Consider the following 24,441-nt stretch of genomic DNA (forward strand, 5'->3'; position numbering starts at 1 on the left):
CGGACACGCTGGGCGGTGCGACGGTAGCGAATCGTGACATTAGTCTCAGGTGATCGGTTCGCCGGGATGAAACACGGGCGAATATTTTGTCGTTTATCGGCGGGTGGTCCACCGGTTCTGGCGCTCGGTGCCGAAACATGGGCCCATGTAGATCGCGCACAGCAACGACCGGAATACTACGGAACGCCCGGTAAGAGATACGGACCGTCGCCGGGACGGCGACGGCAGCCCGACCAGGAGGTGGGCCCCATCAGTTCGTCCGACGCCCACCAGGCCGATCTTCCCCACACCCTCGACGCCGCGCTCGTCCCCTTGGCCGACGCCGGACCCGGCGCCCACCGGCGCTGGAGCTCCGCGGCGGTGCTGGACGCGCGGGCCGACTGGGTGGTGCGGGCCCAGGACGGGCTCGCCGAGGACGTGCTGGCCGAGGTGGAACAGGCACTGCGCTCACCGATCGAGCCGAGGGCGCACGCCGCCGCCCTCTTCGTCCAGGCCCTGAGCCTGATGACGCTCGGCGAGACGTCGATCGGCACCATGGTCGCCCGCGAGCTGGTCGCGTTCTGCCGGGACACCGGGAACGCGGCCGGCGCGGTGCAGGCCCGCGCTCTGCTCGTGGAACTGCTGCGCCGCGAGGGGCAGCGCGAGCAGGCGGTGGAACAGCTGGCCCACGCCACCGCTGCGGCGGACGGCCTGAAAGACCTCCTTGACGAGGATGTGCAGACGGCGCTGGGGGCGTTGCTCCTGGCGCACCGGATGACCGGGGTCACCGAGGGCGAGCAGGAGGTGCAGCGCCGGCTGGCCTCCGTGGAGCAGCATCTGCCTCGCCACCAGCAGGTCGCCCGCCTGAGCAATCTGGCCTTCGGGTACGCCGAGCGCGGCGTACGTGCGGCTCACCGGCCTCCCTTCACGGCCGGGCGGGACCAGTTGGACGAGGCGGTGGCGGCGATCGGCCGGGCCGCCGCGATCGACAACGGGCACACCTTCCGGGTGGTCGAACTGGAACATCAGGTGCTCAGCGCGCTGCCCGACGCCATGCTCGGTGACCCCGCCAAGGCACTGGCCCACCTGACCGAGACGCCCGGGGTACGCGATGCGCTGGAACGCGGTCCGCAGGCTGCTTCCGCGCAGGTGTTCTGGGCGATCGGCGTGATCCGATCGCTGGTCCGGCTGGAGCGGGCCGAGGAAGGGGTGACCCTCGGGCGGCGGGTGCTGGCGATGTCGCACGAGCACCCGGTGGAGATCGAGCGGCAGGTGCTGGCGTACGAGGTGATGCTGGCCGAGCAGGCGCTGGTCACGCTGCCGGGCAGCGGCACGGTGGAGTACCTGACGCTGGCGGCGCGGCGCGAGGACGAGACTGCGCTGCTGCTGAACGCCTTGTTCCGGGCGCGGGTGGACTTGTTGCGGGGCGCGGACGAGCGGCGGGTGCTGGCCCGGGCGGCGCGGCTGGATCCGCTGACCAACCTGGTGAACCGGCGCGGGGGAGCGGATGCCATCTCCGAGGCGGCGGTCATGCCCGCCGGGGAGCCGGTGGCGTTGCTGCTGATCGACCTGGACGGCTTCAAGGAGGTCAACGACTCGCAGGGACACCTCGCCGGTGACCAGGTGCTGCAGGAGGTCTCGGCGGCGTTGCGGACCGCGGCGCGGCTGGAGGACGTGGTGGCGCGCTGGGGTGGTGACGAGTTCGTGGTGGTGGCGGCGCTGGACGAGGGGCGGGCGCAGGCACTGGCCCAGCGATTGCTGGAGACCATTCGCAACTGCCCGCATTCGGCGCAGGCCCGGGTCAGCGCAAGTATCGGGATCGCGGTGCGGACGGCGGCGATCGAAGAGCAGGAGTGGCTGCGGCGGGCGGATGAGGCGATGTACACAGCCAAGCGGGCCGGGGGTAACTCCGCAGTCGGGGGATAGGGCCTGTCCTGCGGATCTTTGCCTACTGCGGGGCACCCGGGACGCCGTCTGGACGCGTCCGGCGTGGCCCCACGCAAAACCATTGCGAGGGGCCCCACCGGCCACGCCCAGCCGACGCCCCGGGCACCTCCTCGCTACGGCCATGATCCACAGGACAGGCCCTAAGAGCACTACTTATGGACGTTCGTCTCCCCGTTCGGGGTCCACGCCGGTAGCGATCGGTGAGGCGAGCGTCCATTTGTCGGATCTCTGCGCGCTACTGGACCCTGTGGACGAGAAGTCACCACCCTTTGGGCCGATGTAGCCGTCCTGCCCCCGCGACGACGTCTCTGCTGTGGAAACGGCCCCTCTGGAGCCGGCCGCGGCCGCCTTGGCCCCGGCCGGGCGGAAACAGCGCACCTCGGCCTTCCTGACCGCTGCGCTGGCGGCCTGCCTGGTCCTGCTCTTCGCCTTGTCGCTGGTGTTCGCCTCCGACCAGAGCGGGCGCTGGATGCGCGGCGGGGCATCGTCCATGAACCCGGCGCTGCCGCAGGACGTGGCCACCGCTCCGCTCGCAGCCCCGGCCCCGGCTCCTTCCGGCACAGGCGGTTTCAAGCTGCTCGAGCTGCAGGACGACGGCTCGCAGGTACCGGTGCGCTGGGATCCCTGCCGTCCGGTGCACTACGTGGTGCGGGCCGAAGGGGCGCCGCAGGGTGGGGCACTGGCGGTGTGGCGGGCGGTGAAGGAGATCGAGCGGATCACCGGGCTGCGCTTCGCCTACGACGGTGAGACCACCGAGCGGCCTACCGTGAACCGGCCCGCGCACAACCCCGAGCGCTACGGAAACCGCTGGTCCCCGGTGCTGGTCGCGTGGACCGATCCGGCCGAGTACCCGCACATGACCGGGTTCGCCGGGCTGGCTGGGCCGGACGCGGTCTCAGGGACTGCGCCCGGGCACCGCCGGTACGTCAGCGGCGTGGTCTACCTCAATCGGCAGCACCTTTCCGAGGTGGCGAGCTGGGCCGACGGACAGGAGCGGATGGACGCCGTGGTGCTGCACGAGTTCGGTCACCTGGTCGGCCTGGACCACGTGGACGACCCGGCGGAGCTGATGTACCGCACACCGACCGCGCGCCCGCACAGCGACGGGTTCGAGCTCGGCGACCGTCGCGGGCTGGCCCGGCTCTCCGGCGGGCCCTGCTTCCGCGACTTCTGACCTCCGGCTCCCCGTGACTCACACGATCGCCGGTTTGTCCACAGGCGGCCGCCGAAACCGGTTCGGGTGGGCTGCTTCCGGGCACGATGACGGCATGTCATCCTCCGAGCTAACGGTGAACCAGGCCGGTCCCGCTGATCTGATCGCCTCGGTCTGGTACACGCTGGGTTTCCGACCGCTCAACAGTCTCGTGCTGATCGCGTTGCACGGCCCGCGCGGGCGGGTCGGCTCGATGCTCCGGATCGATCTGACGCCCGCCTGGTTCGGCCCGGACGGGGTGTCCGACGTGCTGGACGCCGCCGTCGAATCGGTGACCGGGCCCGGCGCAGCGGCTTTCGCCGGGGTGCCGCCCGGCTCGTCGTTCTCGCCGGGCGTGCTGCCGCTGCGGGTGGTCGCGGTGGTCGCCACCGCTGATGCCCTCATCGTGCCTGCGCCGCAGGTCATCCGGGCGTTGCCGCACCGGCTGCTGCGGGCCGGGGTGTGGGTGTACGACCTGATCGGGGTCACTCCCACCACCTACCGCTCGCTCACCTGTCCCGACGAGGACTGCTGCCCGGCGGCCGGCCGTCCGCTGTCCGAGGTGGAGTCCAGCCGGGTGGCGGTGGCTCACGTGATGCGTGGTGAGCGGCTGGCCGACAGCGAGCACGACGTGATCGGTGACGTCGGTGAGCCGGTGGCCGAGAGTCTGGACGAGATGTCCTCCGAGGCAGACGAACTGGATCCGGCCGACGCGGACGATGCCGACGGCGGGGCCGGTGACGGGGCCGGCGACGAGGCGGCGGCGGAGCGTCGGCGGCGCCGGTGGTGGCGTACCTTCAACGCCTTGCTCGGCCGGGTCGAGGGCTGGGACACCGACCGGCTGGGAGTGGCCGAGCTCGGCGATTCCTACCTGCGCGACGCGGTGTTCGTCCGGTTGGCGGCCACACCGGGGGTCACCCGGGTGCGTCTGCTGCATCAGTTGCTGGCCGGTCAGGCGCCGCCCGACCTGACCGAGCACTGGGGCACGCTTTTCACCGGCCCGCCCGATCGTGAGCTGTTCGCCCGGGGCGAGGAGGTGCTGGCCGCGCTGGCCCGGCGGGGTACCGCGGCCGAGCGGGGGCCGGTGCTGGCGGTTCTCGCGTTGCTGGCCTGGTACCGGGGCAACGGGGTGCGCACCCGGCTGCTGATGGAACGGCTGCGGTCCGAGAACCCGGTTCTGCCGGACGAGCTGCCGCGGCTGGCCGGGCTGGTCGAGACGCTCTGTGCCACCGGGACGGCGCCGCCGTGGGTCGAACTGTCCGCCGACGGGCCAGGTTCGGGGCCGGCGGCGCAAGGGTGGGCGGGGTGACGAATCCGGCGAATCCCACCGCGGAAGTCCAGATTCTGAGACGCTCTGGGCCAACCCGGGATCGCTCGATTACTGTGCATCCCAGGTCATGAGTACCAGCACACAGCCCCGGCTTGCTGGTCGGCAACCCTCGTTCCGCGGTGGGGTGCCCCGGGTGATGACCAGGCCGTCGCACATGCGACAGCAAGCGCGGTCGACGCCAGTCGACCCGTCTCAACACCGGCGGGCCCCACAGCCTGCCAGGGCACGGGTCCCCTGTGCCCCTGAGCCTGGAGGAGTGCAGAACATGAGCACCGACTGGTCGTTCGAAACCCGGCAGATCCACGCGGGGCAGACGCCCGATGCGGCGACCGGCGCCCGCGCGCTGCCGATCTACCAGACCACCTCGTACGTGTTCGACAGCACCGAGCACGCGGCGAACCTGTTCGGGCTCAAGGAGTTCGGGAACATCTACACCCGGCTCAACAACCCCACCACCGACGTGGTCGAGCAGCGGCTGGCCAGTCTCGAGGGCGGGGTCGGGGCCCTGCTGGTGGCCTCCGGGCAGTCCGCCGAGACGCTGGCGCTGCTCAACGTCGCCGAGGCCGGCGACCACATCGTGGCCAGCCCGAGCCTGTACGGCGGCACCTACAACCTGCTGCACTACACCTTCCCCAAGCTCGGCATCGAGGTCAGCTTCGTGGCCGACCCGGACGACCTGGAGTCCTGGCGCTCCGCGGTCCGGCCGAACACCAAGGCCTTCTTCGCCGAGACCATCTCCAACCCCAAGCAGGACGTGCTCGACATCGAGGGCGTGGCCGGGGTGGCCCACCAGGCCGGGGTGCCGCTGGTGGTCGACAACACGGTGGCCACGCCGTACCTGATCCGCCCGCTGGAGTGGGGCGCCGACGTGGTGGTGCACTCGGCCACCAAGTACATCGGCGGGCACGGCGGCGCGATCGCCGGGGTGATCGTGGACGGCGGGAAGTTCGACTACGCCGCCCAGCCGGAGCGTTTCCCCGGGTTCAACCAGCCCGACCCGAGCTACCACGGCCTGGTCTACGGCCGTGACCTCGGGGTCGGCAGCCCGCTCGGGGCGAACCTGTCCTACATCCTCAAGGCCCGGGTCCAGCTGCTGCGCGACCTCGGCCCGGCGGCCTCACCGTTCAACGCCTGGGTGATCGCGCAGGGCCTGGAGACGCTGAGCCTGCGGATCGAGCGGCACGTCGAGAACGCCCAGAAGGTGGCCAACTGGCTGCAGGAGCGGCCCGAGGTGGAGTCGGTGGCCTACGCCGGCCTGCCCACCAGCCCTTGGTACGAGCTCGGCCGCAAGTACGCGCCGAAGGGCACCGGGGCGATCGTGGCCTTCGAGATCAAGGGTGGGGTGGAGGCCGGGCGCCGCTTCGTCGACGCCCTCGAGCTGCACAGCCTGGTCGCCAACATCGGCGACGTGCGCAGCCTGGTCATCCACCCGGCCAGCACCACGCACAGCCAGCTCACCGAGGAGGAACAGCGGGCCACCGGGGTCACCCCGGGTCTGGTCCGGCTGTCGGTGGGGCTGGAGAACATCACGGACATCCTTGCCGACCTCGAGGCCGGGTTCCGGGCGGCTGAGGTCGGCTGAACATATGAGTACGCAGGAGGTTTCCGTGCCCGCCGTGCCGCCGGCATCCGGCGCCTGGCGGGCCGGGGATCCCCGCGGGGGACGCCGGTTCGCCCAGATCGGGGACATCTCGCTCGAGCGCGGTGGTGTGCTCGAGAACGTCCAGATGTCCTACGAGACCTGGGGCACCCTCTCGCCCACAGGGGACAACGCGGTGCTGGTGCTGCACGCCCTCACCGGCGACAGCCACGTGGTCGGCGAGGCCGGGCCCGGGCACCCCACCGCCGGTTGGTGGAACGGGCTGATCGGCCCGGGCCGTGAGCTCGACACCGACCGCTGGTTCGTGGTCGCCCCCAACGTGCTCGGTGGTTGCCAGGGCAGCACCGGTCCCTCCAGCCCGGCCCCCGACGGCCGTCCCTACGGCAGTCGCTTCCCCTACCTGACCGTGCGCGACCAGGTCGCCGCCGAGCGGGCCCTGGCCGATCAGCTCGGCATTCGCAGCTGGGGCCTGGTGGTCGGCGGCTCGATGGGCGGGATGCGGGCCCTGGAGTGGGCGGTGATGGAGCCGGACCGGGTGGAGCGGCTGTACGTGCTGGCCTCCACCGCGGCCGCCACCGGAGACCAGATCGCCTGGTGCTCGCCGCAGCTGATGGCGATCCGCAGCGACGCCAACTTCCGCGGCGGCGACTACTACGACGCGGGTCCGGGCCGTGGGCCGCACGCCGGTCTCGGGGTGGCCCGCCGGATCGCGCACACCACCTACCGCTCCGAGGCGGAGCTGAACCTGCGCTTCGGCCGGCTGCCGCAGCAGGGCGAGAACCCGCTGGGGGGCGGCGGCCGGTTCGCAGTCGAGTCGTACCTGGACCATCACGCCACCAAGCTCACCCACCGCTTCGACGCCAACTCCTACCTGGTGCTCTCCCAGACGATGAACGCGCACGACGTGGGCCGGGGCCGGGGCGGGGTGGCCGCCGCGCTGGGCCGGGTCACCGCCCGCACCGCGATCGCCGCGATCTCCAGCGACCGGCTCTACACCCCCGAGCAGAGCGCCGAGATCGCCGCGGGCATCCCCGACTGCGCTCCGCTGCGGGTGATCGACTCGCCCTACGGTCACGACGGCTTCCTGGTCGAGATCGAGCGGGTGGGGGAGATCCTGACCGAGTTGCTGGGTGAACCGGCTCAGGCTGAGCTCGCCGCGCGCTGAGCACCCCCTGCGGTGAACCCCGCCTACGGCCGCAGGACCAGGATCACCGCCCGGAAATCGCCGCGGATCTGCCCTTCCGAACGCAATCGGGGCCGGGCTACCGAACCCGAAGCACGTCAATGGCTGCGCGCCAGGACCGACGGCTTCGCCGTCGCCCACCGACCCACCCGGCACCCTCGGTGACCGGCCGCCGCCCCACCCGGCCACAACGTCCGTTGCTTCTCAGGACAGTCCTAGAGACCCGACCTGACCAGCAGCACCTCGCGGATCGCGGTGAGCAGCACCGGCCATGAGCTCGCGAACGCGGAATGCAGCTCGCGATCCGCCACCTCGTCCAGCTCCACCCACTCCAGGGCATCGCTCTCCGGCGTTACGTCCGTCACCGTCAGCGCGTCGTCGGCCAGACCGATCACGTACGTATAGGCCCAGTTTCCGTGGTCGGTGCCCACCAGCTCCCGGGCAACCGTTACCAGATCGGGCTCCACCTCGGCCTCTTCCGCCGCTTCGCGCAGCGCGGCCTCGGCTACAGTCTCGTGACTGTCCCGGGCGCCACCCACCAGGCCCCACGTACCGCCCTCGTGCGTCCAGGCAGCACGCAACTGAAGCAGCACCCGCGGGCGCGTGCCCGTCCGCACCAGGGCCAGGCCGGCTGCGCCGTGCAGACCCCAGTGCCGATGGCCGCAATCGCAGTGCACCCATCCGTTGCCATCGCCGCCGGCCATGGGGTTCACCGTACTTTCGCCACCGGCGGTCGGTGCCCCTGGGGTGGGCAGTGAGGTAACGTCCCAGGCAGGAGGTTTCCTATGCCAGTACTGGTCGGATTTGTGCCCACGACCGAGGGCCGGGCCGCGCTGCGGCGCGCCGTCGAGGAGTGCCGCCTGCGCCGGACCCGTCTCATCGTGGTCAGTTCCGAGCAGACGCCGGCCGAGAACTACGGGGCCCGCCGGCCGGCGCTCGAGGCCTCCGAAGCAGAGGTCCGTTCGATCTGCGCCGAACTGGGCCTGACCGAGCCCGAACTCGAGATCCGCTGGATCCGGGACGCCTACGAGCCGGCCGACGACGTCCTGGCGGTGGCCGAGGAGACCGACGCCGAGCTGATCGTGATCGGCCTGCGCCGGCGTACCGGGGTGGGCAAGCGGATTCTGGGCGGCAGCGCCCAGCGCATCCTGCTCGACTCCTCCTGCCCGGTGCTGGCGGTCAAGATCGACCAGCGCGCCCCGCTCGACGACTCCGGCCACGACGGCGAGGTGTTCACCCTCTCGGTGAGCAGTGTCGACGAGCACCAGAGCATCCGTTGAGCACGATCCGCCTGGCCCAGTCGGCCTCGGCCGACGATTTGCTCGGCCGTGACCCGTTCGCCCTGCTGACCGGCATGCTGCTGGATCAGCAGGTGCCGATGGAGAAGGCCTTCGCCGGGCCCCGGCTGATCGCCGACCGGCTGGGCACCGACGGCCTGGACCCGCGGACGGTGGCCGAGGCCGATCCCGACGCCTTCATCGCGATCATGACCGGCCCGCCCGCGGTGCACCGCTACCCCCGCTCGATGGGCGCCCGGGTGCAGGACCTGGCCCGGGCGGTGCTCGAGCAGTACCAGGGGGACGCCTCGCTGATCTGGCAGGACGTGGCCACCGGGGCCGAGCTGTACAAGCGGCTGAACGCGCTGCCGGGGTACGGGCCGCAGAAGGCCAAGATCTTCGTTGCGCTGCTGGGCAAGCAGGTGGGGGTCTGCCCGCAGGGGTGGCGCCAGGCGGCCGGTGACTACGGGCTGGAGGGCTTCCGCTCGGTGGCCGACGTGGTCGACGACGACTCGCTGCTGAAGGTCCGCGACTACAAGAAGTCGGTCAAAGCGGCGGCGAAGGCGGCCCGGGCCTGAGCACCGGGTAGTCACAAAAACGTCACGTCCGCGTGGCGTGAGGTTATTCCGGTGGCCGGTCGAGCAGTAGGCCGTACGCTGGAGGTTGCGGCATGTTTAGCCAACCTGCCAGCAGTTATGCCACAATGAACAGTTGACTGGGCTTGACTCTCAACATCACCGGCGCTAACTGGGCATCATCGGGGCCCTTCCTGCGTTGAGTAACAGGGTCGCCCACTCACTTCAGACGTAATTTTCAAGCCGCAGTTCGACAGCACAGCGTGCCCTCACGGGTGCGCTGGCTCACGACGAAAGGTAGTCCGTGTCGTCGGTTCCGTCCCCCCGGCCTCTCCCGCCCGAGTTCGGTCATCCCGCGCTCCAAGAGCTGCTTCGCCTCGGCTCGACCCGAGGCTCCGTCGACGCCGCCGCGGTGCGCGTCGCCTGCGAGGAGGCGGCCGTCCCGATGGCGCGCATGCGTCCCGTCCTCCGCGCTCTCGACGACGCGGGCGTCGTGATCGAGGTCCCGCAGGAGGCCAAGACCTCGCGGCGGGCCGTCGCGGCCACCGCGTCCCGGGTCACCGCGGCCACCGCGAAGACCCCGGCCAAGCCCAAGCCGGCCCCGGTCACCACCACCACGACGGCGGCCGCTGCGGCCCCCGCCGAGGGTGAGCCGGCCGCCGCCCCGGCAGGCGAGGCCAAGCCCGCGGCCAAGAAGACGGTGAAGAAGACCGTCAAGAAGGCCGTGGCCAAGAAGACCGCCAAGCCCAAGGACGGCGCCGACACCGACGGTGACGACACCGAGGACGGCGACATCGAGGACGTCGAGATCGGCGACGGTGACCTCGAGGAGGTCGAGGTCGAGGTCGAGGACACCGACTCGGACGACTCCGACACCGAGGACTCGGACGACGAGGGCGACGAGGCCGCCGCGCCCGCCGCCAAGGAAGGCGCCGCTGCTCCGGCCGCCGGTGCGCCCGCCGCCCCGGCCAAGGAGGAGGAAGGCGCGTTCGTCCTGTCGAACAACGACGACGACGACGCTCCGGCCCAGCAGGTCATGACGGCCGGCGCCACCGCCGACCCGATCAAGGACTACCTGAAGCAGATCGGCAAGGTCGCCCTCCTCAACGCCGAGCAGGAGGTCGAGCTCGCCAAGCGGATCGAGGCCGGCCTGTTCGCCGAGGAGCGGCTGAACTCCGGCGAGAAGATGGAGCCGAAGAACCGCCGCGAGATGCAGTGGATCGCGGAGGACGGCCGCCGGGCCAAGAACCACCTGCTCGAGGCCAACCTGCGGCTGGTCGTCTCGCTGGCCAAGCGCTACACCGGTCGCGGCATGCAGTTCCTGGACCTGATCCAGGAGGGCAACCTGGGTCTGATCCGCGCGGTCGAGAAGTTCGACTACACCAAGGGCTACAAGTTCTCCACGTACGCCACCTGGTGGATCCGGCAGGCGATCACCCGGGCCATGGCCGACCAGGCCCGCACCATCCGGATCCCGGTGCACATGGTCGAGGTCATCAACAAGCTGGCCCGCGTGCAGCGCCAGATGCTCCAGGACCTGGGCCGCGAGCCCACCCCGGAGGAGCTGGCCAAGGAACTCGACATGACCCCGGAGAAGGTCATCGAGGTGCAGAAGTACGGCCGTGAGCCGATCTCGCTGCACACTCCGCTCGGTGAGGACGGCGACAGCGAGTTCGGCGACCTGATCGAGGACTCCGAGGCGGTCGTCCCGGCCGACGCGGTGTCGTTCACCCTGCTGCAGGAGCAGCTGCACTCGGTGCTGGACACGCTGTCCGAGCGGGAGGCCGGCGTGGTCTCGATGCGCTTCGGCCTGACCGACGGTCAGCCGAAGACGCTCGACGAGATCGGCAAGGTCTACGGGGTGACGCGTGAGCGCATCCGGCAGATCGAGAGCAAGACGATGTCGAAGCTGCGTCACCCGAGCCGTTCCCAGGTGCTGCGCGACTACCTGGACTGAGCGGTAACGCTTCGCAACCCCTGGTCTGCTGCTGCGGACCGGGGGTTGCTTGCGTTTGCGGGCGGGGCACCGGCGAATTTGGGGACGTTCGGCGCACCTAGGGCGCGAGTGTTGCCCTTGGGTGCGGGTGCTTTGGGGGCGTTCGGCGCACCTGGGGCGCGAATGTCCACTCTGGGCGCGGGTGCTTGGAGACGTTTGTCGCACCTGGCGAGCGAAAGTGGCAGTTCGCGGCTCAAAGTCGCAGTTTTGCCGCCTGAACGAGGCTGTATTTGCAACTTTCGGCCGCTAAGTGCGACTAGGTCGTGTTTTGAAATTCCATGCCTACTGCGGGGCACCCGGGACGCCGTCTGACCGCGTCCGGCGTGGCCCCACGTAGAACACCGCTACGAGGGGCCCCACCGGCCACGCCCAGCCAACGCCCCGGGCACCTCCTCGCTACGGCAGCGAATTCCAAAACACTCCCTAGCGGCCGCGGACTGCGACATTGCGCGGATTCAGGCGGGGGAAGGGGAGCGGCGGGGCGAGCGTGGACTTCAGGCGGGGCGGGGGACGGGGCGGAGTTTGAGGTCGGCGATGAAGAGGCGGCGGGCGGCCATGAGCAGGCCGGCGCCGAGAGCCATGCCGGCCGCCATGGTGAACCACGCGGCCTGGTAGCCGGCCGAGCCCGCGATCAGGCCGAACACCAGGGGCCCCAAGGCACCGCCGGCGAAGGCTCCGGACTGGACGTAAGCAGCAGCGCTGTTGGGGCGGTCGCGGCCCAGGCGGACCACGGCGAAGAGCAGCAGGCCGGGCCAGGACCAGCCCAGAGCGAAAGCTACGAGTCCGCCCGCGACAACTACTGGCACGTTGCCCAGGGCCAGCAGCGCCAGGCCTACCGCGCCGGCGGCCATCTGCCAGGTCACCACCGGCAGATTGCGCCCGTTGCGGCGATCGGCAGCCGCGCCCACGAAAAGCCTTCCGGCGATGGCCAGAGCGCTGCAGGCGGCTACGAAAAGCCCGGCGGTAGCGGTTGGCATCCCGGAGAGATGAGCCCACTGGGGCAGGAAAGCGATCAGGGCCATGGCTGATCCGTTGGCGGTCAGCATGGCGGCGGCCGTAAGGAGAAGAGCCGGACGCGGGGCGGTTTCGGGTACCGGCGCCAAGGAATCGTCGATGGGGGAGGACGGGGTGGCAGGGGTACCTGGAACGCGGGGGATTCGGGTGGCCGAGATCAGCAGCACAACCGCGGCCAGGCCCAGAAACAGGTATGTCCAGCGCCACCCCAGCACCAGGCCGACCGCGGGCACCGCCAGACCGGCAATGAGCGCGGCGGCCGGGGGAGCAGATTGCTTGACGCCGAAGCCCAGGCCCTGACGGCCGGGCGCCACCGTCGCCGAGAGGCTGAAGTTTGCGGCCGTGGTCAGCCCGGCCTGCCCGACGCCACCGATCAGCACGAACAGCAGCAGCACCAGGTAGTGGTGGGCCAGCAGCGCGATGCCGAGCGCGCAGGACAACGTGCACGCGGCGGCCAGCAGGGTGAGCGGACGCCGGCCGTAGACCTCGCCGAACCGGGTGATCGCCACCGACACCAGCGCCCCGATGCCGAACGCGGCCGACACCAGCAGCCCCTGCGCGGCCTCGCCGAAGTGCAGGTCCTCGCGGATCAGCACCGACTGGTTGCTCAGCAACTGCAAGGGGAGCGTGCCCAGCGATGCGATCCCCGCGGCGGTGAGAGCGGCTTTGAGAAAGGACGGGCGGGCCTGGGGCGCGAGCACGAGCGGCAACCTCCGTAGATCGGTGGGAAAACCGGCTCCTCGTCGAACATCTCCTATGCTGCGGCACCGGCCGTCCATCTGTGAAATGCATATACCGGCTCAACTTGATGCGCCGTACGTATAGTCAAGGGATGGACGACCGTGACCTGCGCTGGCTGATCCTGCTGGCCGAGACCCAGCACGTCTCGCAGGCGGCCGACCAGCTCGGCGTACCCCAGCCGACCGTTTCCCGGGCCTTGGCCCGGCTCGAGGCCGAGTTCGGGGCCGCGCTGTTCGACCGGGCCGGCGGCCGGCTGCGGCTGAACCGCAGCGGTGAGCTGGCGGTGGGGCACGCGCAGCTGGTGGTGCAGGAGATCGACACCGCCAAGGAACGCATCGCCGAGCTGAACCATCCCGAGCGCGGCCTGATCCGGCTGGGGTTCCTGGCCACCATGGGCGAGTCGATCGTCCCCGATGTGCTCACCCGCTACCGGCGGCAGGCGCCCGAAGTGCGGTTCGTGCTCAAGGAGGGCCACTCCACCGACGTGGTGGAGTGGGTCCGCGAGGGCCGGGTGGACCTCGCCCTGACCGGCCGGACCCGGCCGGGGGCGGACCCGAACTGGAAAGACGTCACCTGGACGGCGATCGAGCGCCAGCGGTTGTGCCTGCTCGTACCGGCCGGACACGCCCTGGCCGCGCACTCGTCCATCGATCTGAAGCAGGCCGCCGCCGAGCAGTTCATCACCTTCTGGCCGCGCGCCGAGGTCCGCCTGCTCACCGAGCAGCTGTGCCGTCAGGCCGGCTTCACCCCCTCGGTGGCCGTGCAGACCGGAGAGGTCGCCACCGCCCGCGCCCTGGTCGCCGCCGGTCTCGGCGTCGCCGTGGTCCCGGCCCCGGCAAGCGCGCAAAGCACCGGCACGAACCCGCAAAGCACCAGCGTGGTCTACCTGCCCCTGAACAACCCCGGAGCCGAGCGACAGGTGGGTATCGCCTGGCCGACGCACGGTCAGCTGAGCCCCGCGGTGGCCCGCTTCCTGACGTTCCTGCAAGCCAACAGGGAGTAATTCTCACTACGTCCCGCGCGCCCGTGGTACGAACAGGTGTCCGGACGGTGGACAATGCGGGCATGGCCCGTCGTTCTTCCACACCACCGCCGCCTGAGGACTTCACTGAGCGGATCGTCGACATCGACGTCGAGCAGGAGATGCAGGGGGCGTTCCTCGAGTACGCCTACTCCGTCATCTACTCGCGCGCCCTGCCCGACGCCCGGGACGGCCTCAAGCCGGTGCAGCGGCGCATCGTCTACACGATGCAGGACATGGGCCTGCGCCCGGAGCGCCCGCACGTGAAGTCCGCGCGCGTGGTCGGCGACGTGATGGGCAAGCTGCACCCGCACGGCGACTCGGCGATCTACGACGCGCTGGTCCGGCTGGCCCAGGGCTTCACCATGCGCGCCCCGCTGATCGACGGGCACGGCAACTTCGGCTCGCTGGACGAGGGCCCGGCCGCCGCCCGGTACACCGAGGCCCGGCCCGCCCCGCTGACCACCGAGCTGACCAACGGCCTGGACGAGGACACGGTCGACTTCGTCCCGAACTACGACAACAGCCTGACCCAGCCCGAGGTGCTGCCCGCGGCGTTCCCCAACCTGCTGGTGAACGGGGCCAGCGGGATCGCGGTCGGGATGGCCACCAACATGGCCCCGCACAACCTGATCGAGGTGGTGGCGGCCGCGCGGCACCTGCTGAGCCACCCGAACGCCTCGCTCGAGGACCTGATGCGGTTCATCCCCGGTCCGGACCTGCCCACCGGCGGGCGGATCATCGGCCTGGAGGGCATCCGCGACGCGTACGCCACCGGCCGCGGCATCTTCAAGACCCGGGCCACCGTCAGCATCGAGAACGTCACCGCCCGCAAGCAGGGCATCGTGGTCACCGAGCTGCCGTACCTGATCGGCCCGGAGAAGGTGATCGCCAAGATCAAGGAGCTCGTGCAGGCCAAGAAGCTGCAGGGGATCTCCGACGTGGTCGACCTGTCCGACCGCGCCCAGGGCCTGCGCCTGGTGATCGAGATCAAGACCGGCTTCAACCCCGAGGCCGTGCTCGAGCACCTCTACCGGCTCACCCCGCTCGAGGAGTCCTTCGGGATCAACAACGTGGCCCTGGTCGACGGCCAGCCGCGCACCCTGGGCCTGCTGGAGCTGCTCAGCGTCTACGTCAACCACCGGATCGACGTGGTCCGCCGGCGCACCAGCTTCCGCCGGACCAAGCGCCAGGACCGGCTGCACCTGGTCGACGGCCTGCTGATCGCGATCGTCGACATCGACGAGGTGATCCGGATCATCCGCTCCAGCGACGACACCGCGATGGCCCGCGAGCGGCTGATCGCGGCCTTCGAGCTGACCCAGACCCAGACCGACTACATCCTCGAGATGCCGTTGCGCCGGCTCACCAAGTTCTCCAAGATCGAGCTGGAGAAGGAGAAGAGCGAGCTCGAGAAGGACATCGAGGAGCTCAGCAAGATCCTCTCCGACGAGAAGGTGCTGCGGAAGCTGATCTCCGGCGAGCTCGCCCAGGTCTCCAAGACCTACGGCTCCCCGCGGCGCACCGTGCTTCTGGAGGGTTCGGGCGTCGCGGTGAAGTCGGCCTCGGCCACCCCCCTGGAGGTTGCCGACTCCCCGTGCTGGGTGCTGCTGTCCTCCACCGGTCTGCTGGCCCGCACCACCAACGTCGAGCCCTTGGTGCCGGTCGACCCGGCGGAGCGTCAGGCCCACGACCTCCTGGTCTCGGCGGTGCGTACCAGCACTCGCGGGGAGGTTGCGGCGATCACCAACTTCGGCCGGATGATCCGGGTGCCGGTGGTGGACATGCCCGCGCTACCCCCGACCTCCACCGCCCCCACGTTGTCCGGCGGAGCCCCTGCCACCGAGTTCGTGACCCTGGCTAAGAACGAGCGGCTGCTCGCGCTGACGTCGCTGAACACCGAGACCGCGGGCCTGGCCCTCGGTACCGCGCGCGGCGTGGTCAAGCGGGTCACCACCGAGTACCCCGCGAACAAGGACGAGTGGGAGGTGATCGGCCTGCGCGAGGGCGACGAGGTGGTCGGCGTGGTCGACCTGCCCACCGACGAGGCCGATCTGGTGTTCATCAGCTCCGAGGCCCAGCTGCTGCGCTTCAGCGCCAAGCTGGTGCGTCCGCAGGGCCGCGCGGCCGGCGGTATGGCCGGGATCAACCTGGCCGCCGGGGCCAAGGTGGTCTGGTTCGGCGCGGTGGACCTGAACGTGAAGGACGGGGAGTGGGGGAACGTCGTGGTGACGATTTCCGGCTCCACGTCGGCGCTTCCGGGTACCCAGACCGGGGCCGGCAAGGTCACCCCGTTCGCCGAGTACCCGGCCAAGGGGCGGGCTACCGGCGGGGTGCGCTGCCACCGGTTCGTCAAGGGTGAGGACACGCTGCTGCTGGCCTGGGCGGGTCCCTCGCCGGCGTACGCGGCCGGTACGACCGGGGCAGCGGTCGAGCTCCCGGCCCCCGACCAGCGTCGGGACGGCTCCGGCGTTCCCCTGAAGAAGGCGGTCGCCGCCATTGGCGGTCCGCGGCCGGTGTTCGGGCAGACCGAATCAGAAGGCGCGGCCGAAGCCGAAGCTGACACCGAGACGCTGCCTGGGGTCTGACCTTTCAGTACCAAACTAGAGACGGTGTGGTCACCTACGAAGGTGACCACACCGTCTCTGGTTTGGGCTTCTAGTGAGCAGTGCGCCCGGCCACCGCGGCGTCGAGCAGCCCCCGCCAGACCAGACCGGTCTCGGCGTAACCGGCCGCCCGCATGACTTCCTGGTGCCAGGCCGCGGTGTTCAGCGATTCGGTGTGGTTGTCGCCCCGGCGCTCGGCGTAGAAGGCGTCGCGCTCGGCGGTCGGGCCGGACAGCGCGGGGTCGGCGCGCAGCAGATCCCACCAGGCTTCCCAGCTGAGCACGCCGGAAGACCAGCGCTGGTGGCGGGTGCGCCGCTCCACCTGAGCGAAACCGTTGGTCAGGGAGGACAGTCCCGGGTCCGGCATGTAGTCGGCGTTGATGAATACCCCGCCCGGCCGCAGCAACGTACGGGCCTCGGCGTAGACCCCGGCCACACGCTCGGAGGGGAGCCAATGCAGCGCGGTAGCCGTAAGCACTGCGTCAAAGGGGGCAGGGCCCACCGCGGAAGTCAGGTTGGCCGGCCAATCAGAAGCGCCGAGGTCTACGGCCGCAACCTGCACTCGGGTGTCGTTGGCGAAGGTGCCCCGGGCGATCGCGAGCAGCGCGGCATCAATGTCGAGGACGACGGTGGTGGCCTTGGGGAAACGGTCCAGCACCCGGCGGCTGATCGAACCCGTACCCCCAGCCAGGTCGAGCACCCGAGGGGTGAGTTCGCTGGCGGGCCCGGCCTCGCCCTCCCCGTCGGCGAGCAGCGAGGCTTCCACCGCGTCGAGCATGGCGGCGAACCGCTCCTCCCGGTCGGGCAGGTAGGCCTCCTGTTGCGCATCCCACTGCTGCTGCCAGGCCTCCCAGTCGGTGCCGCCGCTGATCCCGGTAGTGGTGCTCTCACCCATGGCCGATCCCCTCGCCTGTAATGGTCTGTCTGGCCGACTGATCATTACGGTAGCCCGTGCCCTGTAAGCTGCACAAGTGGATACAGCCGCTTACGCACAACGAGCTGTCGACCTGGTGAACGCACCCCTGGGCACCGAGGACGACCTGCGTGCCTATCTCGGCGACCGGGCCTGGATGGTGGAGGCGGTCCGGGCCGCGGATGTCAGCCTGCTGCAGGAGTTCCGGGCCCGGCTGGCCGAAGTGGCCGATGCCTCGGCGGCCCGCGACGGAGCCACCACGGTGGCCAAGCTCAACGGGCTGCTGGCCAGGCATCCGATCCGGCCGGTGATCTCGGGGCACGACGAGAACAGCTGGCACCTGCACGTCTATGACGAGGACGCTTCGGTCAGCGAGACGGTCTGTGCCGAGGCGCTTTTCGGTCTGGCCATGCTGATCTCCGACCACGGCGCCACCAAGATCGGCCGCTGTGCGGCGACCGGCTGCAGCAACGCGTTCATCGACACCTCGGCCAACTCCTCGCGCCGGTTCTGCTCCACCCGCTGCAGCACCCGGATGAACGTCGCGGCCCTGCGGGCCCGCAAAAAGGCGAGCAAAAGCGAGTGAGGACGTCCCTGGGCCCGAGCGCAGGGACGTCCTCAATCAGGGCCTGTCCTGGTTGGTTCTAGAACTGGACCACGTTGCGGTTGGAGGCCTTGGCCTGGACCAGCGCCCGGTCGGCGCGGTCCAGCAGCAGTTCCGGCGTCTTGTCCTTGTCCTGCGAGATCGCGAAACCGACGCTGGCCGAGATGGTCACCGGCTCGCCGTGGAAACTGATCGGCTCGCTCACCGTGGTCACCACCCGCTCGCCGATCCGGGAGATCAGGTGGTCGGGGCCGATCGCGTCCATGATCACCATGAACGTGTCGTTGGCGATCCGGCAGACCATGTCGCCGGTGCGCAACTGCGACTGCATCCGGGCCGCGGTCACCTGCAGCACGTGGTCGCCGACCTCACGGCCGTGGATCTCGTTGAGGTCCGCGAAACCGTTGATGTCCAGGATCATCACGGCCAGCCGGTGGTTACGGTTGCGGGCCCGGGCCAGCCGGGTGTTCAGCCACCACTGGGCCTCGGCCCGGTTCGGCAGACCGGTCAGCGTGTCCAGGCCCCGCTCGGAGTTCTCCGGAGTGCGCTTGTCGAAGAGCGCCTTGATCCGTTCCCGGGAGGCGTAGGCCGCCCCCGCGGCGGCCAGCGCCAGTGCGATCCCCGCGCCGATCAGCAGGTTCCGCTTGGTGTGCGACTTGGACCGGGTGGGCAGGTGCAGCGTCGGCAGCGACGACAACGACGGCAGGTGAAGGTTCGCCAGATCCTGGCGACCGGGCAGGTGGAATGCGGGCGAAGGCTTCCCCCGGTTGGAGGAAGCGACTGATGAAAACCTCGGGCGCTTCATGGCACAGACTTCGGTCGGCTCCGGAGCGGGCTTGAGCCTGGAGGGTGAATACGCGCGGCGATCTCTGCCCTGGGGTAGAGGCGAGGTTCTGCCTGTGGGGCGATGTCTGCGCAGGGCAGGCCCGGCAGAGTCTTCGCCATGAACATCGACAGAGACCAGGTGGTGAGCGTCCGGGGGCTGCAGAAAGCCTACGGCGGGCGCACGGTGGTCGACGGGGTGGATCTCGATGTCCGGGCCGGTGAGGTGCTGGGGCTGATCGGCGCCAACGGTGCGGGCAAGACCACCACCGTCGAATGCCTGCAGGGGTTGCGCAGGCCTGACGGCGGCACGATCCGGGTACTCGGGCTGGATCCCCTTCGCGACGCCGACCGGTTGCGCCAGCAGGTGGGCAGCCAACTGCAGAACTCGGCGCTGCCGGACCGGATGCGAGTACACGAGGCGGTAGCCCTGTTCGCCGGACCGGACGCCGCCGATGCCGACGACCTGCTGGAGCGCTTCGGCCTGGCGCATCGGCGCGGCTACGCGTTCGGCGGGATGAGCGGGGGAGAGCGGCAGCGCCTGTTCCTGGTGCTCGCTCTGCTGAACCGGCCCCGGCTGGTCATTCTCGACGAGCTGACGCAGGGGCTGGACCCGGCGGCCCGCCGCGAGGTCTGGTCGGCGGTGGCCCGGCTGCGGGACGAGGGCACCACCGTGCTCCTGGTGACGCACGAACTGGACGAGGCCGAGGCGTTGTGCGACCGGGTGGTGGCGATGCGCGCCGGGCGGGTGCTGGACCAGGGCACGCCGGCCGATCTGGTGGCGCGGCACGGTGGCTGGGCTACGGTCCGGTTCAGCTTGCCCTCACCGAGAACTCAGGAACTCAGCAGTCTGCCCGGGGTGCAGGACGTTTCGCGGCAGGGCAATCAGGTGGCGGTGACCGGGGGCCGGGCCGTGATCGCCCACACCGGCGCCTGGCTGCTGGCCAATGGCGAGATCCCCGCCGACCTGCGGGTGGAGATCCCCGACCTGGAAACCGCTCTGCTGACCCTTCTGGAGACGTCATGACCGCGAACACCGCTGCCGCGCCCGTCACCCGGCATCCTTCGGCCGCGCGACGGCTGCTGGTCTCGGAACTGCGGATGCTGAGCCGCGAGCCGATGACCCTGACCTTCGTCCTGGTCTTCCCGATCGTCACCATGCTGGTGATCGGTGGATCGTTCGGGACCACCCCGGACGCGGCGTTCCCGGTGAATCCTGCGCACTGGTACGTAGCGTCGTACGTCACCGTGGTGATCGGCGCCACCGGCCTGGTGATGCTGCCGGTGCACATCGCCTCCTACCGCGAGCGCGGCGTGCTCCGTCGGCTGACCGCCTCCGGCTTCCCCCGCTGGTCGTTCGCCGTGGCCGAGATCGCGGTCGGGCTCCTGGCCATCGCCGTCTCGTCCGTCCTGCTGCTGGCCGTGGCCGCACCGGTCTACGGCGTACCCGCCGTCGAGGACCCGGTCCGCGTGCTCGCTGCCACCCTGGCCGGCTCCCTGTTCTTCGTGGCGCTGGGCGTGCTGCTCGGGACGCTCCTGCCCAGTGCCCGGGCTGCCCAGGCGGTCGGCATGGTGCTGTACTTCCCGTCGTTCCTGCTCGGTGGGGGAGGCCCGCCCCCGGCCGCGATGAGTGACTCCCTGAGTTCGGTGGCCGAGGTGCTGCCGCTGACCCTGGTCACCGACGCCATGCGCGGGCCGTGGCTGGGCCTGGGCAACGAGACCGGAGCCCTGCTGGCGGTGAGTGTGCTGGCCGTCATCGCCTCGGTGTTGGCCGTGCGCCGGACCGCTCTGTGACACTGAGGCCTGTGGCCATGACCGTGATCGAGCGATCCCCTCGATGGGTCGCGTCGATCTCGGTCACGGTGTTCGCGCTGGCCGGGACGGTGTTCCCGTTCGGCCCGACACCGACGTGGGCCCGGATCGCCGCGGTCGGTGTGACTGCGGCGATCGCGGTCGCCCTGGCCCGTAACCGCACCTCGGGCCGGAACCTGCTGGCCGGGCTGTTGCTGATCGCTGCTGCCTCGGCGGTGATCGGTTACGGCGGCTCGGCCACCTTCAGCTGGTTCTCGATGTGCATCCTGGCCGGCTGGGCCGCCTACGCGCTGCCCGAGCGAGTGGCGTTCGGCCTGGCCGGGGTGCTCTGCCTGATCCTCGGCGGGCAGTGGCTGCTGGTGCCCGACACCGGCTGGGCCGCCTGGATCGCGGGCACGCTGTTCACCTCGTACGCCTGCGTGCAGTCCCGGCGTCAGGACCAGCTGATGCAGCAGCTGAAGCAGACCCAGGCCGAGCTGGTCGTCCGCACCGCCGCCGAGGAACGGGCCCGGATCGCCCGTGAGATGCACGACGTGATCGGCCACGCCCTAACAGTTTCCACGCTGCACATCAGCAGCGCCCGGCTGGCACTGGAAGAGGATCCCGCGGAGGCCGAGAAGTCGCTGGCCGAGGCCGAGCGGCTGACCCAGGCCGGGCTGGCGGAGGTGCGGGCGGCGGTCGGCCTGCTGAAGGGGCAGAGCATTCAGACGCCGTTGCCCGGTCTCGCCGATGTGCCCGAGCTGATCGAGTCCTTCCGCCGGGCCGGCAGCGAGATCAGCCTGCGCAACGAACTCGGTGAGCTCACCGCCACTCAAGGGCTCACCATCTACCGGATCCTCCAGGAGGCCCTGACCAATGCCACCCGCCACGCACCCGGAGCACCGGTGACTGTCGAGCTGACCCAGAACGCAATCAGTACCCAACTGGTGGTCGGTACCCCGGCGCGTCCCTCGTCCCCAATTCGTAGTGGTTCTGGGCTGACTGGGATGCGTGAGCGTGCGGAAGCGGTCGGTGGAGCCTTGAGCGCCGGCCCTCACCAGGATGGCTGGCGGGTCGAGGCGGTGCTGCCCCGATGAGCATCCGGGTGCTGCTGGTCGACGACCAGGAACTGATCCGGGCCGGGCTACGCGGAATCCTGCGACCCCGCTTCGGCTTTGACATCGTCGCAGAACTGGGCGATGGGACGTCGGTGGTCTCCGCGGTGGCCGAACACGCACCGGACGTTGTGGTCATGGACATCCGGATGCCGGGCGTGAGCGGGGTAGAGGCAACTCGGCGGGTGCGGGCCGCGGAAGGGCCGCCGGTGCTGGTGCTGACCACGTTCGAGGACGACGAGGTGCTGGCCGGGGCGTTGCGCGCGGGGGCAGCCGGATTCCTGCTCAAGGGGGTTCCGGCCGCGGATCTGCAGCGAGCGGTGAAAACCGTTGCCGAAGGCGGTTCCTGGCTGGACCCGGCGGTGACCGGGCGGGTGCTCAGTGCCTACCGGGACGGCGCGCCGAGCCCGGAAGCTGGACCGGCGCTGGATGTGCTCACCCCGCGCGAGCGTGAGGTCCTGGCCCTGATCGGCGAAGGGCTGACCAACGCCGAGATCGCGGCCCGGCTGGTCCTCGGCGAAGGCACGGTGAAAAGCCACGTCAGCCGGGTGTTCTCAAAGCTGGGCGTGCGCGACCGGGCCGGTGCGGTGGTGCTGGCCTTCGACCACGGCCTGGTGAAACCGTCACCAGGCCGCGATCGTTGGGCCTAGGCGTCGATCCGCTCGCGGTCCAGGCGGGCGGCGCCCTCGACGATGAAGTCCTTGCGCGGGGCCACGTCGTTGCCCATCAGCAGGTCGAACACCTTCTCGGCGGCGGCCGCGTCCTGCATCCGGACCCGGCGCAGCGTGCGCCGGCGCGGGTCCATCGTGGTCTCGGCCAGCTGGTCGGCGTCCATCTCACCCAGCCCCTTGTACCGCTGGATGTTCTCCTTCCAGCTGCGACCGCGCTTCTTCAGGTCGGCCAGGAGCTTCGTCAGCTCCTGCTCGGAGTAGGTGTAGACCATCTCGTTCTTCTGCCGGCCGGAGCCGATCACCTCGACCCGGTGCAGCGGCGGCACCGCCGCGTACACCCGCCCGGCCTCGACCAGCGGGCGCATGTAGCGGAAGAACAGCGTCAGCAGCAGGGTCCGGATGTGCGCGCCGTCCACGTCGGCGTCGGTCATCAGGATGATCTTGCCGTAGCGCGCGGCCGGCAGCTCGAAGGTGCGGCCCGAGCCGGCCCCGATCACCTGGATGATCGCCCCGCACTCGGCGTTCTTCAGCATGTCCGAGATCGAGGCCTTCTGGACGTTCAGGATCTTGCCCCGGATCGGCAGCAGCGCCTGGAACTCGCTGTTGCGCGCGAAGTTCGCCGTGCCCAGGGCCGAGTCGCCCTCCACGATGAACAGTTCCGAGCGGTCCACGTCCTCGCTGCGGCAGTCCTTCAGCTTGGTCGGCAGCGACGAGGTCTCCAGCGCGTTCTTGCGGCGCTGGGTCTCCCGGGTCTGGCGGGCGGTGACCCGCGTCCGCATCGCCCCCACGACCTTCTCGAGCACCAGGGTGGCCTGGGCCTTCTCGGCCCGGGCGGCGCTGGTCAGCTTGGCCGTGAGCTCGCGCTCGATCACCCGGGAGACGATGCCGCGCACCGCGTTGGTGCCCAGGATCTCCTTGGTCTGGCCCTCGAACTGCGGCTCGGCCAGCCGGACGGTGACGACGGCGGTCAGGCCCTCGAGCACGTCGTCCTTCTCGATCTTGTCGTTCTTCTCGTTGAACTTGAGCTTGCGCTTGTTCGCCGGGTCGGCGATCTGGTTGCGCAGCGTCTTCAGCATCGCCTGCTCGTACCCGGCGACGTGGGTGCCGCCCTTGGGCGTGGCGATGATGTTCACGAAAGAGCGCAGCTCGGTGTCGTACCCGGTGCCCCAGCGCATCGCCACGTCGACGAAGCACTCGCGCTCCACCTCGGTGTGCACCATCTGGCCGCGGCCGTCCAGGACCGGCACGTTCTCCTTGAAGTGGCCGGTGCCCTCCAGCCGCCAGACGTCGGTGACCGCGGTGTCGGTGGACAGGAACTCGACGAACTCGCCGATCCCGCCCTCGTGCAGGAACTTCTCCTCGACCGGGCCGTCGGCGCCGGGGGTGCCGGGCAGGCCGCGCTCGTCGCGCAGCACGATCTCCAGACCCGGGACCAGGTAGGTGGTCTGGCGGGCCCGGGTGACCAGCTCGTCGTAGGAGAAGGTGGCGTCCTTGATGAAGATCTGCCGGTCGGCCCAGTAGCGGATCCGCGAGCCGGTGACCCCGCGCTTGACCTTGCCGACGATCTGCAGGGCCGAGTTGTCCACGAAGGGGGTGAACTCGGCCTCCGGGTCCAGGCCGTCGAACAGGCCGGGCTCACCGCGGCGGAAGCTCATCGCGTGGACCTGGCCACCGCGGTCGACCTGGACGTCGAGCCGGGAGGAGAGCGCGTTGACCACGCTGGCGCCGACGCCGTGCAGACCACCGGAGGCGTTGTACGAACCGCCGCCGAACTTGCCGCCGGCGTGCAGTTTGGTGAAGACCACCTCGACGCCGGTCAGGCCGGTCTTGGGCTCCACGTCGACCGGGATGCCCCGGCCGTCGTCGTGCACCTCGACCGAGCCGTCGGCGTGAAGCACCACGCGGATGTGCTGGCAGTGCCCGGCCAGCGCCTCGTCGACCGCGTTGTCGATGATCTCCCACAGGCAGTGCATCAGGCCGCGCGAGTCGGTCGAGCCGATGTACATGCCGGGACGTTTGCGGACGGCCTCCAGGCCTTCCAGCACCGAGAGGTGGCGAGCGGTG

General features: G+C 70.3%; 20 protein-coding genes and 1 riboswitch. Of the genes, 15 read left to right on the forward strand and 5 right to left on the reverse strand.

Translation table 11 applies throughout. The annotated features are described in order from the left end of the window. The first annotated feature begins 240 nt into the window (after positions 1-240). From LR394_RS43180 to metX, 5 genes are all read left to right on the forward strand, one after another. A complete protein-coding gene (locus tag LR394_RS43180) occupies positions 241-1,905 on the forward strand; it encodes a GGDEF domain-containing protein (protein ID WP_231446465.1) in 1,665 nt (554 codons plus the stop codon). Positions 1,906-2,239: 334 nt separating this feature from the next. Then, positions 2,240-3,100, forward strand: coding sequence for a matrixin family metalloprotease (locus LR394_RS43185; RefSeq protein ID WP_231446468.1), 861 nt, complete (start codon positions 2,240-2,242; stop codon positions 3,098-3,100). Positions 3,101-3,194: 94 nt separating this feature from the next. Continuing rightward, positions 3,195-4,427 carry a DUF4192 domain-containing protein gene (locus LR394_RS24990; RefSeq protein WP_231446470.1) on the forward strand — a complete coding sequence of 411 codons (1,233 nt, stop codon included), beginning with the start codon at positions 3,195-3,197 and terminating at the stop codon, positions 4,425-4,427. 84 nt (positions 4,428-4,511) lie between these two features. Then, positions 4,512-4,623: riboswitch (SAM riboswitch) on the forward strand. Positions 4,624-4,713: 90 nt separating this feature from the next. Further along, positions 4,714-6,030: a bifunctional o-acetylhomoserine/o-acetylserine sulfhydrylase gene (locus LR394_RS24995; RefSeq protein ID WP_231446472.1), complete on the forward strand. Its 1,317-nt coding sequence runs from the start codon at positions 4,714-4,716 to the stop codon at positions 6,028-6,030. A 4-nt stretch (positions 6,031-6,034) separates the two neighbouring features. Then, a complete protein-coding gene (gene metX, locus LR394_RS25000) occupies positions 6,035-7,213 on the forward strand; it encodes a homoserine O-acetyltransferase MetX (protein ID WP_231446473.1) in 1,179 nt (392 codons plus the stop codon). Positions 7,214-7,446: 233 nt separating this feature from the next. Here metX and LR394_RS25005 read toward each other — a convergent pair whose 3' ends face one another. Further along, the gene (locus LR394_RS25005; protein WP_231446474.1) at positions 7,447-7,935 is read right to left on the reverse strand and encodes an NUDIX domain-containing protein; all 489 of its coding nucleotides are present in this window, start codon (positions 7,933-7,935) and stop codon (positions 7,447-7,449) included. An 81-nt stretch (positions 7,936-8,016) separates the two neighbouring features. Here LR394_RS25005 and LR394_RS25010 point away from each other — a divergent pair, with 81 nt between their 5' ends. The 3 genes from LR394_RS25010 to LR394_RS25020 all read left to right on the forward strand — a co-directional run bounded on the left by LR394_RS25010 (position 8,017) and on the right by LR394_RS25020 (position 11,040). Next, positions 8,017-8,511, forward strand: coding sequence for a universal stress protein (locus LR394_RS25010; RefSeq protein ID WP_231446475.1), 495 nt, complete (start codon positions 8,017-8,019; stop codon positions 8,509-8,511). Further along, positions 8,508-9,086 carry an HhH-GPD-type base excision DNA repair protein gene (locus LR394_RS25015; RefSeq protein WP_231446476.1) on the forward strand — a complete coding sequence of 193 codons (579 nt, stop codon included), beginning with the start codon at positions 8,508-8,510 and terminating at the stop codon, positions 9,084-9,086. The genes LR394_RS25010 and LR394_RS25015 overlap by 4 nt, the downstream gene beginning before the upstream one ends. Before the next feature lie 301 nt (positions 9,087-9,387). After that, entirely contained in the window at positions 9,388-11,040 is a 1,653-nt protein-coding gene (locus tag LR394_RS25020; protein ID WP_331283101.1) for an RNA polymerase sigma factor, read from the forward strand. Positions 11,041-11,573: 533 nt separating this feature from the next. On the opposite strand, the gene LR394_RS25025 is transcribed toward LR394_RS25020, so the two are convergent. Next, on the reverse strand, positions 11,574-12,794 hold the full coding sequence (locus tag LR394_RS25025) for an MFS transporter (protein WP_231446477.1): 1,221 nt from the start codon (positions 12,792-12,794) through the stop codon (positions 11,574-11,576). Between the two features lie 131 nt (positions 12,795-12,925). Here LR394_RS25025 and LR394_RS25030 point away from each other — a divergent pair, with 131 nt between their 5' ends. Next, on the forward strand, positions 12,926-13,837 hold the full coding sequence (locus LR394_RS25030; protein WP_231446479.1) for a LysR substrate-binding domain-containing protein: 912 nt from the start codon (positions 12,926-12,928) through the stop codon (positions 13,835-13,837). 62 nt (positions 13,838-13,899) lie between these two features. Further along, complete coding sequence (locus LR394_RS25035) at positions 13,900-16,443, forward strand: DNA gyrase/topoisomerase IV subunit A (protein WP_231446481.1); 2,544 nt, start codon at positions 13,900-13,902, stop codon at positions 16,441-16,443. 70 nt (positions 16,444-16,513) lie between these two features. Here the strand turns inward: LR394_RS25035 and LR394_RS25040 are convergent, their stop codons facing one another. Then, positions 16,514-17,356: a class I SAM-dependent methyltransferase gene (locus tag LR394_RS25040; RefSeq protein ID WP_231446482.1), complete on the reverse strand. Its 843-nt coding sequence runs from the start codon at positions 17,354-17,356 to the stop codon at positions 16,514-16,516. Between the two features lie 76 nt (positions 17,357-17,432). Between LR394_RS25040 and LR394_RS25045 the strand changes: the two genes are divergently transcribed. Next, positions 17,433-17,960, forward strand: a complete 528-nt coding sequence (locus LR394_RS25045) for a CGNR zinc finger domain-containing protein (protein WP_231446483.1) — start codon at positions 17,433-17,435, stop codon at positions 17,958-17,960. Between the two features lie 58 nt (positions 17,961-18,018). Here the strand turns inward: LR394_RS25045 and LR394_RS25050 are convergent, their stop codons facing one another. Beyond that, positions 18,019-18,675 carry a GGDEF domain-containing protein gene (locus tag LR394_RS25050; RefSeq protein WP_231446484.1) on the reverse strand — a complete coding sequence of 219 codons (657 nt, stop codon included), beginning with the start codon at positions 18,673-18,675 and terminating at the stop codon, positions 18,019-18,021. A gap of 246 nt (positions 18,676-18,921) precedes the next feature. Here LR394_RS25050 and LR394_RS42000 point away from each other — a divergent pair, with 246 nt between their 5' ends. From LR394_RS42000 to LR394_RS25070, 4 genes are read left to right on the forward strand one after another with little or no spacing between them, the layout of a single operon-like run. Beyond that, positions 18,922-19,827: an ABC transporter ATP-binding protein gene (locus LR394_RS42000; RefSeq protein WP_269329735.1), complete on the forward strand. Its 906-nt coding sequence runs from the start codon at positions 18,922-18,924 to the stop codon at positions 19,825-19,827. Further along, positions 19,824-20,594, forward strand: a complete 771-nt coding sequence (locus tag LR394_RS25060) for an ABC transporter permease (protein WP_231446485.1) — start codon at positions 19,824-19,826, stop codon at positions 20,592-20,594. Before LR394_RS42000 ends, LR394_RS25060 begins: the two co-directional genes overlap by 4 nt. A 17-nt stretch (positions 20,595-20,611) precedes the next feature. Further along, the gene (locus LR394_RS25065) at positions 20,612-21,688 is read left to right on the forward strand and encodes a sensor histidine kinase (protein WP_231446730.1); all 1,077 of its coding nucleotides are present in this window, start codon (positions 20,612-20,614) and stop codon (positions 21,686-21,688) included. After that, the gene (locus tag LR394_RS25070; RefSeq protein ID WP_231446486.1) at positions 21,685-22,356 is read left to right on the forward strand and encodes a response regulator transcription factor; all 672 of its coding nucleotides are present in this window, start codon (positions 21,685-21,687) and stop codon (positions 22,354-22,356) included. Before LR394_RS25065 ends, LR394_RS25070 begins: the two co-directional genes overlap by 4 nt. Here LR394_RS25070 and LR394_RS25075 read toward each other — a convergent pair. Further along, positions 22,353-24,422 carry a DNA gyrase/topoisomerase IV subunit B gene (locus tag LR394_RS25075; RefSeq protein WP_231446732.1) on the reverse strand — a complete coding sequence of 690 codons (2,070 nt, stop codon included), beginning with the start codon at positions 24,420-24,422 and terminating at the stop codon, positions 22,353-22,355. The two genes, LR394_RS25070 and LR394_RS25075, sit on opposite strands and share 4 nt — an antisense overlap. Between the last annotated feature and the right edge of the window lie 19 nt (positions 24,423-24,441).

Source organism: Kineosporia babensis, from assembly GCF_021129305.1.
Classification (GTDB): Bacteria; Actinomycetota; Actinomycetes; order Actinomycetales; family Kineosporiaceae; genus Kineosporia; species Kineosporia babensis.